The 13250-nt window shown below is 64.3% G+C and carries 15 protein-coding genes; 11 read left to right on the top strand and 4 right to left on the bottom strand.

The features are described from left to right. Positions 1 to 20 precede the first annotated feature (20 nt). Positions 21 to 800 carry a sulfite exporter TauE/SafE family protein gene (locus CH305_RS23440; RefSeq protein ID WP_094704983.1) on the bottom strand — a complete coding sequence of 260 codons (780 nt, stop codon included), beginning with the start codon at positions 798 to 800 and terminating at the stop codon, positions 21 to 23. 79 nt (positions 801 to 879) lie between these two features. Between CH305_RS23440 and CH305_RS23435 the strand changes: the two genes are divergently transcribed. Further along, on the top strand, positions 880 to 1503 hold the full coding sequence (locus CH305_RS23435) for a TIGR03085 family metal-binding protein (protein ID WP_165430212.1): 624 nt from the start codon (positions 880 to 882) through the stop codon (positions 1501 to 1503). Between the two features lie 70 nt (positions 1504 to 1573). Further along, on the top strand, positions 1574 to 4258 hold the full coding sequence (locus tag CH305_RS23425) for a DNA translocase FtsK (RefSeq protein ID WP_179278380.1): 2685 nt from the start codon (positions 1574 to 1576) through the stop codon (positions 4256 to 4258). Positions 4259 to 4351: 93 nt separating this feature from the next. Here the strand turns inward: CH305_RS23425 and CH305_RS23420 are convergent, their stop codons facing one another. Together CH305_RS23420 and CH305_RS23415 are read right to left on the bottom strand one after the other, a co-directional pair. Next, positions 4352 to 4636 carry a YciI family protein gene (locus CH305_RS23420; protein WP_032377145.1) on the bottom strand — a complete coding sequence of 95 codons (285 nt, stop codon included), beginning with the start codon at positions 4634 to 4636 and terminating at the stop codon, positions 4352 to 4354. Positions 4637 to 4677: 41 nt separating this feature from the next. After that, positions 4678 to 5265 carry an amino-acid N-acetyltransferase gene (locus CH305_RS23415; RefSeq protein ID WP_230592483.1) on the bottom strand — a complete coding sequence of 196 codons (588 nt, stop codon included), beginning with the start codon at positions 5263 to 5265 and terminating at the stop codon, positions 4678 to 4680. A 140-nt stretch (positions 5266 to 5405) separates the two neighbouring features. Between CH305_RS23415 and pgsA the strand changes: the two genes are divergently transcribed. From pgsA to CH305_RS29190, 5 genes are all read left to right on the top strand, one after another. Then, positions 5406 to 6113: a CDP-diacylglycerol--glycerol-3-phosphate 3-phosphatidyltransferase gene (gene pgsA, locus CH305_RS23410; RefSeq protein WP_080734410.1), complete on the top strand. Its 708-nt coding sequence runs from the start codon at positions 5406 to 5408 to the stop codon at positions 6111 to 6113. Positions 6114 to 6311: 198 nt separating this feature from the next. Next, positions 6312 to 6653: a helix-turn-helix domain-containing protein gene (locus CH305_RS23405; protein WP_094610502.1), complete on the top strand. Its 342-nt coding sequence runs from the start codon at positions 6312 to 6314 to the stop codon at positions 6651 to 6653. 144 nt (positions 6654 to 6797) lie between these two features. Then, a complete protein-coding gene (locus tag CH305_RS23400) occupies positions 6798 to 7610 on the top strand; it encodes a PspA/IM30 family protein (protein ID WP_032377147.1) in 813 nt (270 codons plus the stop codon). 42 nt (positions 7611 to 7652) lie between these two features. Beyond that, a complete protein-coding gene (locus tag CH305_RS23395) occupies positions 7653 to 8522 on the top strand; it encodes a hypothetical protein (RefSeq protein WP_256983970.1) in 870 nt (289 codons plus the stop codon). 99 nt (positions 8523 to 8621) lie between these two features. Next, the gene (locus CH305_RS29190; RefSeq protein ID WP_032403626.1) at positions 8622 to 8795 is read left to right on the top strand and encodes a hypothetical protein; all 174 of its coding nucleotides are present in this window, start codon (positions 8622 to 8624) and stop codon (positions 8793 to 8795) included. Between the two features lie 12 nt (positions 8796 to 8807). Here the strand turns inward: CH305_RS29190 and CH305_RS23385 are convergent, their stop codons facing one another. After that, a complete protein-coding gene (locus tag CH305_RS23385) occupies positions 8808 to 9704 on the bottom strand; it encodes a diacylglycerol kinase (protein WP_094610501.1) in 897 nt (298 codons plus the stop codon). A 238-nt stretch (positions 9705 to 9942) separates the two neighbouring features. Between CH305_RS23385 and CH305_RS23380 the strand changes: the two genes are divergently transcribed. From CH305_RS23380 to recA, 4 genes are all read left to right on the top strand, one after another. Next, the gene (locus CH305_RS23380) at positions 9943 to 10563 is read left to right on the top strand and encodes a TetR/AcrR family transcriptional regulator (protein ID WP_094610627.1); all 621 of its coding nucleotides are present in this window, start codon (positions 9943 to 9945) and stop codon (positions 10561 to 10563) included. A 72-nt stretch (positions 10564 to 10635) separates the two neighbouring features. Next, entirely contained in the window at positions 10636 to 11808 is a 1173-nt protein-coding gene (locus CH305_RS23375) for a glycosyltransferase (RefSeq protein WP_176458326.1), read from the top strand. Positions 11809 to 11818: 10 nt separating this feature from the next. Further along, positions 11819 to 12010, top strand: coding sequence for a DUF3046 domain-containing protein (locus CH305_RS23370; RefSeq protein WP_032377150.1), 192 nt, complete (start codon positions 11819 to 11821; stop codon positions 12008 to 12010). 197 nt (positions 12011 to 12207) lie between these two features. Next, complete coding sequence (gene recA / locus CH305_RS23365) at positions 12208 to 13245, top strand: recombinase RecA (RefSeq protein WP_032377151.1); 1038 nt, start codon at positions 12208 to 12210, stop codon at positions 13243 to 13245. Positions 13246 to 13250 lie beyond the last annotated feature (5 nt).

Here is a 13250-nt window from a genome sequence, read left to right as displayed (position 1 = left end):
AGCAAACGCAGTCCTAGGGATCAGACGAGCAGTCGCCATACGCCGATGAGGCCGAGGACGACGATGGCACCGCGTAGGGCCGCCGGCGACAGCCGGCGGCCGTACCGGGCTCCGACGGCACCGCCGATCAGCGATCCGACGGCGATCAGACCGGCGGCCTGCCAACTGATGTCGTCGAATCGAAAGATCGTGAAAGCAACTGCGGCAACGATGTTCACCACGAGCGACAGCAAGTTCTTGGCTGCATTCATCCGCTGCATCGTCTCGGGGAGCAAGGCTCCCATAACGCCGATGAGCAGAATTCCCTGTGCTGCAGTGAAATAGCCGCCGTAGATGCCGACCAGCAGAGTGCCGACGGTGACCAGTGCCATTCGGCCGCGACCGATCTGGTTCGCCGCCTTACCCGCCGCCTCCGACCGCCGTTTGGCCCAGGCTTGGATTTTCGGTTGTGCGACAACGAGAATCAACGCACCGATGAGCAAAACCGGAACCACAGAGGCGAATACTTTTTCCGGTAGGTGCAGCAGCAGCCATGCTCCACCGAGCGCTCCGAGGAAAGACGCGGGCAATTGCCAGCGCAGTCGATGCCACTGTCCGCGCAGTTCTCGGCGATACCCCCACGTGCCCGAGACGCTTCCCGCCACCAATCCGATGGCGTTGGACATCGTGGCGACCACCGGGGGATACCCGAACGCGACCAGAGTCGGAAACGTGATCAACGTTCCGGATCCGACGACGGCATTGATCGCACCGGCACCGAGGCCGGCGAGCAGGATGACGAGAATTTCCGATACCGGCACTGTTGGGAGGTTACCCAGACAAAGGATGGGATCCCGCGGCAGGATGCCGCTGGTTCCGTCTGGCCGTAGCCTGGAGCGCGTGAGCCTTGCCCAGGACGAACGTTCCCAACTTGTTCAGACCCTTCTCGACGTGGGTCCCGACGCGCCGACGCTGTGCGGTGAATGGACTGCGGCCGATCTGGCCGCCCACCTCGTCGTCCGTGAACGACGGCTCGACGCGTCGCCGGGCATCCTCCTGCCCCCGCTCGCCGGATACACGGAGCGGGTTCAGCGTTCCGTCGCGAATCGACCGTTCGCGGCCGTGGTCGAGGACGTTCGCACCGGTCCGCCGATGTGGTCGCCGTTCGCTCTGCTGGATCCGCTGATCAACCTCGGCGAGATGTTCGTCCACCACGAAGATCTGCGCCGTGCCACCGGGAGCTGGACGCGACGAAATCTTCCGGTTGCGGTGGAGAAGCGTCTGTGGCCGCAGGTTCGATTCATCGGACGAGCAGGGCACCGCTCGGCACCGATTCCGGTGCACGCTCGCACTCCGGACGGCCGTGCTGCCACGTTCAAGGGGGGCTCCGGCGCCGGTGTGACGGTGGTGGGGGAGCCGTCCGAACTACTTCTCTACGCGTTCGGTCGAGACCAGCTGGAGGTCGAGTTCGAGGGTTCGGCGGGCGACGTCGCTGCAGTGAAAGCGCTCGATCTGAGCTTCTGACGCACATCCTGTCCGCTGTTACTGGTGTTGCGGATGGTTTCGACGGGGCTGTTGCGACTAGCCTGGGTGCATGGCAGGAAAGACCAGCACCTCCACCGCCAGGGCCGGATCCAGCGGATCCGGATCTTCGCGCGCGTCCGGCACCGCTCGTAAGTCCGGCACCGGTCGCACGGCGCGCACCGTCACGACGCCGAAGAAGCCCACCGCGCCGCGCAACCCGGCGACCACTCGGGCGAGCGCGTCGTCTCGCGGTAAGGGACCTGCGAGAGGAGCAGCGTCACGGCGTCCGCCCACCAAGAAGAAGTCACGCGGTGCGCTCGACGCGATCGGCCGCGGAATCGCGTCCACATGGTCGATGGCGGCACGAGGTGTCGGTGCCACGACCAGGACGGTCGGTAAGGCCGCCGACATCGAGCACGGACACCGCCGGGACGGAATCGCTCTGGGGCTGATCGCCGTCAGCGTCGTTGTTGCCGCGAGCGTGTGGTTCAGTGCCGGGGGACCCGTCGGTGAATGGATCGAGGTGGGTATCCGCGCCGTCATCGGTGAGGCCGGTTATGTTGCGCCCGTTCTCGGTATCGGCATCGCGGTCGTTCTGATGCGGTCCGAACCCCGTCCCGAGGTGCGGCCTCGGCTGGTTCTCGGCTCGATTCTTCTCGGCCTCCCGATCCTCGGCCTGTGGCACATGGCCGCCGGCTCGCCGACCGACGCCTCAGGCCGGTCCGAGGGTGCGGGCTTCGTCGGGTATGTGGCGGGCGGTCCGATCGCCGATGGCCTCACCGTCTGGTTGGCCGTGCCCCTGCTTCTGCTTGCCGGCCTGTTCGGAGTGCTGCTGCTCACCGGTACCACCGTGCGCGACGTACCGGACCGCATGCGTGCGCTGTTCGGCACCGACAGTCGGGGCGACGAATACGAGGACTTCGACCCGGCCGACTTCGGGTCCGAATTCGGAGACGAGGGCTATGGCGACTACGACTCCAACTTCGATGCCGACGGCTATCCGGTGCACGGCGGCGCAGACCCGTACGACAACTATCCGACCGAGGAGTACATCCCGGTCGCGAAGCCGCCGCGCGCCCGTAAGACCCCGGCCCCGGAGGCCGCCACCGAGGTCGTCACGCCTGCAGCTGCCGCAGTGCCGGTACCCGACGCGCCTGCCGCTCCTGCGCGGCCGAAGCCCAAGCCGATCGTCAAGGCGGCCGAACCGAAGCAGGCAGCCGAGGACGACAAGATCGTCGTCGATCGCGTCGTCGATGGGGATTACACGCTGCCGTCGTTGTCGCTGCTCATCGACGGCGACCCGCCCAAGACGCGGAGCCAGGCCAACGACGCCATGATCGAGGCCATCTCGGAGGTGCTCGAGCAGTTCAAGATCGACGCCGCGGTCACCGGATTCACGCGTGGCCCGACGGTTACCCGCTACGAAGTCGAACTCGGACCGGGTGTGAAGGTCGAGAAGATCACCGCGCTCGCCCGCAACATCGCGTACGCGGTCGCGACCGACAACGTACGTCTGCTCGCACCGATCCCCGGCAAATCCGCGGTCGGTATCGAGGTACCGAACTCGGACCGTGAGATGGTGCGACTGGCCGACGTGTTGACCGCGCCGTCGACGCGTAAGGATCACCATCCGCTGGTGATCGGCCTCGGCAAGGACATCGAAGGCGATTTCGTCAGTGCCAACCTCGCGAAGATGCCTCACTTGCTGGTGGCCGGATCCACCGGTTCCGGTAAGTCGAGCTTCGTGAACTCGATGCTGGTGTCATTGCTCGCGCGGGCGACGCCGGACGAGGTTCGGATGATCCTGATCGACCCGAAGATGGTGGAGCTGACGCCGTACGAGGGCATTCCGCACCTCATCACCCCGATCATCACGCAGCCCAAGAAAGCTGCCGCAGCGCTGGCCTGGCTCGTCGAGGAGATGGAGCAGCGCTACCAGGACATGCAGATCAACAAGGTCCGCCACATCGACGACTTCAACAAGAAGGTCCGTTCGGGCGAGATCACTGCACCCCTGGGCAGTGAACGCGTCTACCGGCCCTACCCGTACATCCTCGCGATCGTCGACGAGCTCGCCGACCTGATGATGACCGCCCCGCGCGACGTCGAGGAAGCGATCGTGCGGATCACGCAGAAGGCCCGCGCCGCCGGTATCCACCTGGTGCTCGCAACCCAGCGACCCTCGGTCGACGTCGTGACCGGTCTGATCAAGACGAACGTCCCGTCGCGTCTTGCCTTCGCGACATCGTCGTTGACGGACTCCCGAGTCATCCTGGACCAACCGGGTGCCGAGAAGCTGATCGGTATGGGCGACGCACTGTTCCTGCCGATGGGTGCGGGCAAGCCGACACGTCTGCAGGGTGCGTTCATCACCGACGAGGAAATCGCGGCGGTCGTCGACTTCGCCAAGAACCAGGCCGAGCCGGAGTACAACGACACCGTCACCGCAGCGAAGGTCTCGGACAAGAAGGATGTCGACCCCGATATCGGCGACGACCTCGACGTGCTGTTGCAGGCGGTCGAACTCGTCGTGACCAGCCAGTTCGGTTCGACGTCGATGCTGCAGCGCAAACTACGCGTCGGCTTCGCCAAGGCCGGGCGCTTGATGGACCTGATGGAGAACCGCGGAGTGGTGGGACCGAGCGAGGGATCGAAGGCTCGCGAAGTGCTCGTCAAACCGGACGAGCTCGACGGTCTGCTGTGGTCGATCAAGGGTGGCGACCCGGACGAGCAGCCGGCTTCGGACGAGTTCTGACGGTTCCGAGGGGCTCCCGAGCCGGGTGAATGGACCACTGCAGCCGTCTGGGCCGTGCAGTGGTCCATTCACGTGGGCCAGTGAGCAAGGCGATCAGGACGTGAAAGTGCCCATGACCGGAGTCCATTCGTCGAACGTTGCCGACTCGATCAGGTTCTCGATCGCAAACGGATCCTGCGCGAAGAGTGTTTCGACGGTCGCGGCGTCCGGCCCCTCGACCAGCAACAGTGCCCCGCTGCCGTCGGCGTAGGGGCCACTCGAGACCAGCGTCTTCTGCTCGAGCAGTTCGGCCAGCCATGCACGGTGGGCTGCGCGATGGGTGTCGCGGCCGTCCGTGGTGGTGGGGGAGTAGGTGTAGCTGACGGCGATGAGGGGCATTGCGCTCTCTTCCGGATTCGGGGGTTGTCCCGAGAATTCTGTCAGAGGGACAGCAGCATTCGAGTGTTGCCCAGAGTGTTCGGCTTGACGTAGCTCAGGTCCAGGAATTCCGCCACGCCGGTGTCGTACGACCGGCACATCTCCGCGTAGACCTCGGCGGTGACGGGGGTTCCGTCGATTTCGGCGAATCCGTGCCGAGAGAAGAAGTCCACCTCGAACGTCAACACGAACACTTTCTGCAACGCCAGATCACGCGCGACCTCGACGAGTTTGGCGACGATGAGATGCCCGGCACCGTGTCCTTTGGCAGCGGGATCGACTGCCACTGTTCGTACCTCGCCGAGATCGGCCCAGAGCACATGCAGTGCCCCGCACCCGATGACCTCGCCGTCACGTTCGGCGACCCAGAATTCCTGTACGGCTTCGTAGAGCGTGACGAGGTTCTTCTCGAGCAGAATCCGGCCGGCGTAGATGTCGATCAGGCGCTTGATCTCGGGAATGTCCGAGGTCCTGGCACGACGCACGGTAAGGGTGCCGACGTGTGCGGAGTGGCGGTCCGTGGTCTCGGAATGTGCGTCGGATTCGGGATTTGCGGTGTCGCGACTCGCCCGATTCGGCCCAGAAGTCATGGGGTGAACAGTAGTCAGTACCGCAACCGATAAACTTTTCGTGTGTCGTTCAGTGAGCTGTGTCCCCGTCTCGGCGGGTGGACACTGCGCGAGGGTGGACCTGCCGCCGGATTCGACACTGTCGGCTCGCGAGTTCGACGATGACCGAGCCCGTTGCGCCTGATCAGGGCGTCCCGTCGAGTAGTGGTGAGGCAAACGGTCGTGCCCCGGTCAGCGGTGTCTCCCGCGCCGTGAGTGGTGCGCGCAGCACGGATTTGCCACATGGCAACGCAGCCCCCGGTGGGACCGACGAGGTGCCGTTGCTCAACATCGCCAACATCTTGACGGTTCTTCGAATCGCGTTGGTCCCGGTGTTCCTCGCGGCGTTGTTCGTCGGTGACGGCCACGACACCACCTGGCGCCTGACAGCCACCGCGGTCTTCGCTGTTGCCGCCATCACCGACCGGATCGACGGCCAGGTGGCACGCAAGTACGGTCTGGTCACCGATTTCGGAAAGATGGCAGACCCCATCGCAGACAAGGCTCTGATCGGTGCCGCGCTCGTCGGCCTGTCGATGTTGGGCGATCTGTCCTGGTGGGTGACCGTGATCATCGGGGTGCGGGAAATCGGCATCACCGCGGTGCGCTTCGCAGTCATCCGGCACGGCGTGATCCCCGCCGGTCGCGGCGGAAAGGTCAAAACTCTGGTGCAGACATTCGCCATCGGGGTGTACCTGTGCCCGCTGCCGAGTGCGGTCGATCCGGTCGCGATGGCGCTGATGGCTCTCGCGGTTCTGCTGACCGTCTACACCGGCATCGATTACGTGGTGCAGGCCGTTCGGCTGCGCCGAGGAGTGTCCGCCTCGTGAACGCGTCGGCGGGTTACAGTCTTGGCAAACGTGTCGGAGGTGCTTCGGCGCGTGTTGGAGTGAACGGGCATATAGGGTCGGGAACCAATCGGACCGACTGGGACGTTGAACATCATGACGGCTCCGGACGAACGAGATATGAACGTTGTCGTCTCGACGGCTCGGCCGTCGGCACGGACACCAACGAGGAGGAGCGAGATGGCGCTGCTATTGCGTGAAGCACTCGGCGATAGTCTGCGGCGTACTCGCGTCGCACAGAGCCGAACCCTGCGTGAAGTCTCGAATACTGCACGCGTGAGCCTGGGGTATCTCTCCGAGGTGGAACGTGGCCGTAAGGAGGCGTCGAGCGAACTGCTCGCCGCGATCTGCGATGCCCTCGCCGTCCCGCTCTCGGATGTCATGAGCGATGTCAGCGTGACACTGTCCGACGCGTCCATCGCGGCCGCTCGACTCGACGAGGCGGCCGTCGCCACTCGCATCGACGGCGATACCCGCGTCGTGATTCCCGCACCTGCTGCCAGAGCTCTCGCTGCCGCCTAAGATCGGAAAAGTACTCCGTTTCCACTCCTGACCCAGACCAGACACCCGACTTTTTCAGCACGGACAGGTTCATTCCGGTCACTGCGAGAGCAGCCGACCCGTACGCGGCCACCGCGGCGCAACAGATGGAGGCAGGACCACCCCATGGCTAATCCTTTCGTCAAGGCCTGGAAATACATGATGGCGCTCTTCAATTCCAAGATCGACGAGAAGGCCGACCCCAAGGTTCAGATTCAGCAGGCGATCGAAGATGCGCAGCGGCAGCATCAGGCTCTGTCCCAGCAAGCTGCGTCCGTCATCGGTAATCAGCGTCAGCTCGAGATGAAGCTCAGCCGGCAGCTGGACGAGGTCGAGAAGCTCAACGCGAACGCTCGGCAGGCAGTCACGCTGGCAGATCAGGCCGCCACAGCGGGCGATATCGAGAAGGCCACGCAGTACACCAATGCTGCCGAGGCGTTCGCCGCTCAGCTGGTGACCGCCGAGCAGAGCGTCGAGGACCTCAAGGTTCTGCACGATCAGTCATTGCAAGCTGCTACACAGGCCAAGAAGGCCGTCGAGCAGAACGCAATGGCACTGCAGTCCAAGGTCGCCGAACGCACCAAGCTGCTCAGCCAGCTCGAGCAGGCGAAGATGCAGGAGAAGGTCAGCGAATCGCTGCGCTCGATGGACAGCACGCTGTCCGCTCCCGGTAACACTCCGAGCCTGGACGCTGTTCGCGACAAGATCGAGCGGCGCTACGCCGATGCTCTCGGTTCGGCCGAGTTGGCTCAGAACACCGTCTCGGGTCGCATGCTCGAGGTCCAGCAGGCTTCGGTGCAGATGGCGGGCCACAGCCGGCTCGAGCAAATTCGCGCGTCCATGGCCGGCGACTCGCTGCCGTCCGGCGATTCTGCTGCTGCCAAGCCGTCGATCGCCAAGTCCCCGAACGCAACGCCCGAGCCTCCGGCCCAGGCGTGATCGTCCGGATGAACACGCCTGTCGACTGACACCACTCTCGGCATGGGTAGGAAAGAACACGAATCGGGCCGGTCGCGTAAGCGGCCGGCCGTTTCGCTCGATCGGGACTCCATCACCGCGGCGGTAGCGGAGTCGGGCGCGTTGGTGCGGTCTCTGGCGGAGTCGGCGCGCAGTGTCGGTACGTCCGTGTTCGATGCTGCCGGACGTCGAAAAGACCCTCGGGCCAAGCATCTGAAAAAGATTCGTCGAGCCAGACGACGAGGAATCCGGTTCGGAGCCGCCTCCAGCACGACGGCAGCGGGAACTGCAGGACTGGCTGTGCTGTCTGCACCGGAGTGGTCGCTGTTCGTCGGCGGCGGAGGTGCCGCGCTCATGGCCGTTCCGGCTGTGTTCGCGGTCACCCGGCTCCGCCGGCTGCGATCCCAGCTCGTACCCGTAGGGATACCGGCCAGGCGCACGCTGCCTCAGCGCGGATCTGCCGCATACGAACCGATGGCGCGGCTGGCGGGAGCCGAGAAGAGTCTGTTCGAGCTGTTGGGGATTCTGGCGAGATCCGAGACGATCGGGACCGACGAGGTGGAAGAGACGATCGGTGTGGCCTCGGACGCTGCCCAGGGCCTCGAGGGTGTTGCCGTCGACATCGCCGCTCTGGAACGAGCAGGGGCAGCCAGCTTCGCCACACGTGAACATCTGCGTAACGGAATAGATTCGGCTGCAGCCGACCTCGCGGCCGGCGTCGATCAGTACGAACAACTGGTCGCGGCCGCTGCACGCATGACCGGGCCGGCTGCATTTACATCGACGACGGTTGTGGGCGTCCACCGCCGCGAGCTCGAGTCGGCCACCGACCGATTGCAAGGATGGGCCGAGGCACTCACCGAGATCGATCGGATTCGGGCGCGGCACCGCTGACACAATTCAGGGTTCACCCCGATGTGCTCGGAGCGCACCGATGTCAAGATCGACGTACGCGACACGACACGGTGCGCGTCGATACGGTTGGAGTTCCACATGTTCTGGAAAGTACTCGGATTCATCGTCCTGATCTGGATCGCACTCGCGCTACTCGGCACCATCATCAAGGGTGTGTTCTGGCTGGTTGTGGCCGGTGCGATCGTCTTGGGACTGGTGTGGCTGTACAAAGCGATCTCCTCGAACGACGACCATCCTTCGCTCAAGTTCTGACTCGTCCGTCCCTCACCCTCCCGACGAGCGATTCCGGGCCACGAACACCCGTAGAGCACCCGGTACGGTCTGCACTGTGACCGGAAGATCGCCGACGCGTTCACCGTCCGCGTATGCGACGATTCCCTCGCACCTGAGGGTGACCCGCTCCGACGTGTAGGTGTCGACCTCGGGGAGATCGATGTGCGTTCCCCGGTAGAGGGTAGGCGACATCCTGAGAAGTCGAGTTCGGCTGACTCCCCGCACGACGGTGATGTCGAGCAGTCCGTCGTCCACTCGAGCCGCGGGGCATATCTCCATCCCGCCGCCGTAACAGCTGCCGTTTCCGACGGCGACCAGCGTGGCGTCGACTCGAAGTTCGGCATCGTCCAATTCCATGACGTACGAGAGCTTTTCGAGCGTGGCCAACTGCAGAATCATGGCCGCGTTGTAGCGCAGAGGACCGCCGAACCATCGAAGCCGACCGGCTCTCTCGGTGACCAGGGAATCGAAACCACTGGACAAGACTGTTGCAAACCACCGGTCACCCACTCGACCCAAATCGATCGTTCGCGTGAGATCGTCGGCGACGACGTCGGCTGCCCGGACTGCATCGCCCCGAGGTATCCCCAGAACGCGGGCCAGATCGTTTCCGGTCCCCGCAGGTATCAGACCCATCGGGGTGTCGGTGCCGGCGAGTACCTGTATCACGAGATTGATAAGCCCGTCGCCGCCGACCGCGACCACGGCGTCCGTTCCGCTGTCGACGGCTCTGTTCAACAATGCCAACGCGTCTCCCGGGGTGCGGCCTTCGATGGCCGTGACGTGAATTTCGCGTTCGCGGAGTCGTGCCACGGCACGCCGACCGGTATGCGCTGCGCGCCCACCACCGGCCGTCGGATTGGTCAGCACTGTCACCGATCGGGTCATGGTCGTCCGGATTCGTCGGTCACGTCGATCAGCTTGCCAGGGTTGACGATTGCCGTGTCGGTGACCGGCGCTATTCCCCGTCGACTGTCTTCGGCGTAGATTGCCGATTCATGCTCTCGCTGAATCGAGGACCGAATGCGACCGAAGCCGTGAGGTACAGTAACGAAATTACTTGATCCGGCCCGTGGTACAGATCTTCGGCCCATAGTGTGAAGGGAGGCACGTGACCGAGCGACCGGTGTCGAGTCCTGCCTCGTCTCAGTTCACGCATCCGTGCGAGACGGATGCGCCCGAGAAGTCGATCGAAGACTCCGTCCTCGATGCGGCCCGATCGTGCATCCTCGAGCATGGAGTCAGGCGCACCACCCTGGCCGAGATCGCCCGACGAGCCGAGGTCAGCAGACCTACTGTCTACCGGAGATGGACGGATACCCGGGCAGTGGTGTCCAGCCTGCTCACCCGCGAGATCAGCGCACTCATTCCGAGCTTCGACGCGACCGCGTCCGGTCGAGAGCAGATCGTGACCGCTGTGGGCGAGGCTGCCGATCGGATCCGAATCCACCCGCTGTTCGTGAAAATTCTGCGTTCCGATTCCGATGTGCTCGCTACCTACATCCTGCATCGTCTCGGTACCAGTCAGTCGTTGATCATCGATACTCTGACGTCGTTGGTGGTTGTGGGACAACGTGATTCATCGATTCGTCCCGGGGACCCCACAGCGTTGGCCACGATGTTGCTGCTGATGGTGCAGTCGGCTGTTCAGTCCGCCGAGATGGTGTCCGAGCGCATCCCCGGTGCCGAGGTGATGCACCAGATGGCGTACGCGGTCGATGCCTATCTGCGTCCCCGGAGCGCGTGACGGGATTTCGTTCACCTGCGGTGACCTCGACACGCGTCGAGCTCGTGGAGTCGGGTGTGGCACGCTGGTCCGGTGCGAGTTGCAGTGGTGGCCGGGCCCGATCCGGGGCATGCGTTTCCGGCCATTGCCCTGTCTCTGTTGTTTCGTCGGGCCGGTGACGAACCGGTCCTGTTCACCGGAAGTCGTTGGGTGCCCGACGCCCGTGCGCTCGGGCTGCGGGCATTCCCGTTGGGCGGACTGGCACCGCGACCGGAGGACGACGATCTGGACGCCGGACAGCGTATCCACTCTCGCGCGGCGTTCGTCTCCACCGAATTGTTGCCCGACCTCGAGCGGGAGAACGTCGACCTCGTGGTGTCCGACATCCTGACCGCAGGAGGCGGCATGGCTGCCGAACGGCTCGGTACACCCTGGGTCGAGCTCTCGCCCCATCCTCTGTATTCACCCTCGAAAGGGTTGCCGCCCATCGGAAGTGGTCTGGCTCCCGGCACCGGTCTTCGTGGCAGGCTGCGCGATACCGTGATGCGTGCTCTGACGGCACGCTCGATTGCGCAGGGGCGGACTCAACGCTCCCTTGCCAGGACGAGTATCGGGCTCCCGCCCCGGGATCCGGGCCCGAGTGCTCGTCTGATTGCCACCATTCCCGCGTTGGAGGTTGAGCGTCCCGACTGGCCCGGGGACGCGCACGTGATCGGTCCGTTGCTGTGGGAGCCGACCGACGATCTGCTCGAGCTGCCGGACGGCGAATCCCCTTTGGTGATGGTCGCCCCGTCGACGGCGTTCACCGGTGCCGAGGGAATGCTCGAGATGGCGCTGAAAGGGTTGGACGGCACCGGGGTTCGGGTCGTGGCGTCGGTTCTCGACGGGGTCCCCGATGTACTGCCGAACTGGGCGAATGCGGGCCTCGGTCGGCAGGACGAGCTTCTGCGTCACGCCGATGTGGTGGTGTGCGGTGGTGGTCATGGCATGTTGGCCAAAGCTCTCATTCACGGAGTTCCGGTGGTGACCGTGCCCGGTGGCGGTGATCAGTGGGAACTGGCGAATCGGGCCGCGCGGCAGGGGAGCGCCGTGATCGTGCGACCCCCTACGGCAACGTCCATCGCCGGCGCGGTGGCCGACGTTCTCGCCGATCCGCGATTTGCCAGGGCTGCCGCCGTGGCGGCGGCAGGCGCGAAGTCCGTCGAAGATCCGGTGACGGTATGCCACGAGGTCCTCGCTCGGAACGCGCGAGGGACGGGACGTTAGGGTTGACGATGTGCGTCTGACCGAATTTCGTGAACTGCTCACCGAGGAGTTCGGCTCCGTTCGAGGCAATTCCCTGTTGACCGATCATGTGCTGTCCGGGATCGGACGAACCGGGGCTCAGGCCATCGAGGAGGGCGTCGACCCGAGGGAAGTGTGGCGCTCGATCTGCTACGAGTTCGACGTTCCCAGAGAACGCTGGTAGCGCTCCGCGGATCGGATCGAGTTTGCTCGGCGTGTCGAACGTCGTGGTAGTTGACTCGAACGCGTGTTCCCCTATGCTGGTGTCAACGGTTGCTGAGCGGTCCAGAGAAACTTCTTGTCGGTACCCCGTTCTAGCGTTACCGACGACAAAGCTGATCGACACGACACAGCTGAACGACACGACACAGGGAGCTCACGATGGCTGCATACGATCGCGACAAAGCGCTCGATCTCGCACTCGCGCAGATCGACAAGAACTTCGGCAAGGGTTCGGTGATGCGCCTCGGTGACGAGGTCCGCCAGCCCATTGCCGTCATCCCCACAGGATCGATCGCGCTCGATGTGGCACTCGGCATCGGAGGGTTGCCGCGTGGTCGTGTCATCGAGGTCTACGGCCCGGAGTCCTCGGGTAAGACCACCGTTGCCTTGCACGCGGTGGCCAGTGCTCAGCGGGCCGGCGGAATCGCTGCCTTCATCGACGCGGAGCACGCACTGGATCCGGACTACGCGAAGAAGCTCGGTGTCGACACCGATGCTCTGCTGGTCTCGCAGCCCGATACCGGCGAGCAAGCCCTCGAAATCGCCGACATGCTGATCCGTTCGGGCGCACTCGATATCCTCGTGATCGACTCGGTGGCCGCACTCGTGCCGCGCGCCGAGATCGAAGGCGAGATGGGCGACAGTCACGTGGGTCTTCAGGCTCGCCTGATGAGCCAGGCGCTGCGCAAGATCACCGGCGCGATGAGCAATTCCGGCACCACCGTCATCTTCATCAACCAGTTGCGCGAGAAGATCGGCGTCATGTTCGGCTCTCCCGAAACCACCACCGGTGGTAAGGCATTGAAGTTCTACGCCTCGGTTCGACTCGACATCCGCCGCATCGAGACCCTGAAGGACGGAACCGACGCCATCGGTAACCGCACTCGGGTCAAGGTCGTCAAGAACAAGGTCGCGCCGCCGTTCAAGCAGGCCGAGTTCGACATCATCTACGGCAAGGGCATCAGCCGCGAGGGCTCGTTGATCGACATGGGCGTCGAGCACGGCTTCATTCGTAAGTCGGGTTCGTGGTTCACCTACGAGGGCGATCAGCTCGGCCAGGGCAAGGAGAACGCCCGCAAGTTCATGCTCGAGAACCCCGACGTGCGGGACGAGATCGAGAAGAAGATCATGGAGAAGCTGCAGATCGGCGCGGACGTCACCGCAGAGGAGCCCGCAGTCGCTCCGGTCGACTTCTAACCTGT

This window comes from Rhodococcus sp. 15-649-2-2 (assembly GCF_002258645.1).
Classification (GTDB): Bacteria; Actinomycetota; Actinomycetes; order Mycobacteriales; family Mycobacteriaceae; genus Rhodococcoides.
This window is presented reverse-complemented; position numbering and strand designations above follow the sequence as displayed.

Excerpts from the sequence above, each read along its gene's own strand:
- CH305_RS23425 (WP_179278380.1), top strand. The coding sequence starts at position 1,574 with ATGGCAGGAAAGACCAGCACCTCCACCGCCAGGGCCGGATCCAGCGGA.
- CH305_RS23420 (WP_032377145.1), bottom strand. The coding sequence starts at position 4,636 with ATGCCCCTCATCGCCGTCAGCTACACCTACTCCCCCACCACCACGGAC.
- CH305_RS23415 (WP_230592483.1), bottom strand. The coding sequence starts at position 5,265 with ATGACTTCTGGGCCGAATCGGGCGAGTCGCGACACCGCAAATCCCGAA.
- pgsA (WP_080734410.1), top strand. The coding sequence starts at position 5,406 with ATGACCGAGCCCGTTGCGCCTGATCAGGGCGTCCCGTCGAGTAGTGGT.
- CH305_RS23405 (WP_094610502.1), top strand. The coding sequence starts at position 6,312 with ATGGCGCTGCTATTGCGTGAAGCACTCGGCGATAGTCTGCGGCGTACT.
- CH305_RS23400 (WP_032377147.1), top strand. The coding sequence starts at position 6,798 with ATGGCTAATCCTTTCGTCAAGGCCTGGAAATACATGATGGCGCTCTTC.
- CH305_RS23395 (WP_256983970.1), top strand. The coding sequence starts at position 7,653 with ATGGGTAGGAAAGAACACGAATCGGGCCGGTCGCGTAAGCGGCCGGCC.
- CH305_RS29190 (WP_032403626.1), top strand. The coding sequence starts at position 8,622 with ATGTTCTGGAAAGTACTCGGATTCATCGTCCTGATCTGGATCGCACTC.
- CH305_RS23385 (WP_094610501.1), bottom strand. The coding sequence starts at position 9,704 with ATGACCCGATCGGTGACAGTGCTGACCAATCCGACGGCCGGTGGTGGG.
- recA (WP_032377151.1), top strand. The coding sequence starts at position 12,208 with ATGGCTGCATACGATCGCGACAAAGCGCTCGATCTCGCACTCGCGCAG.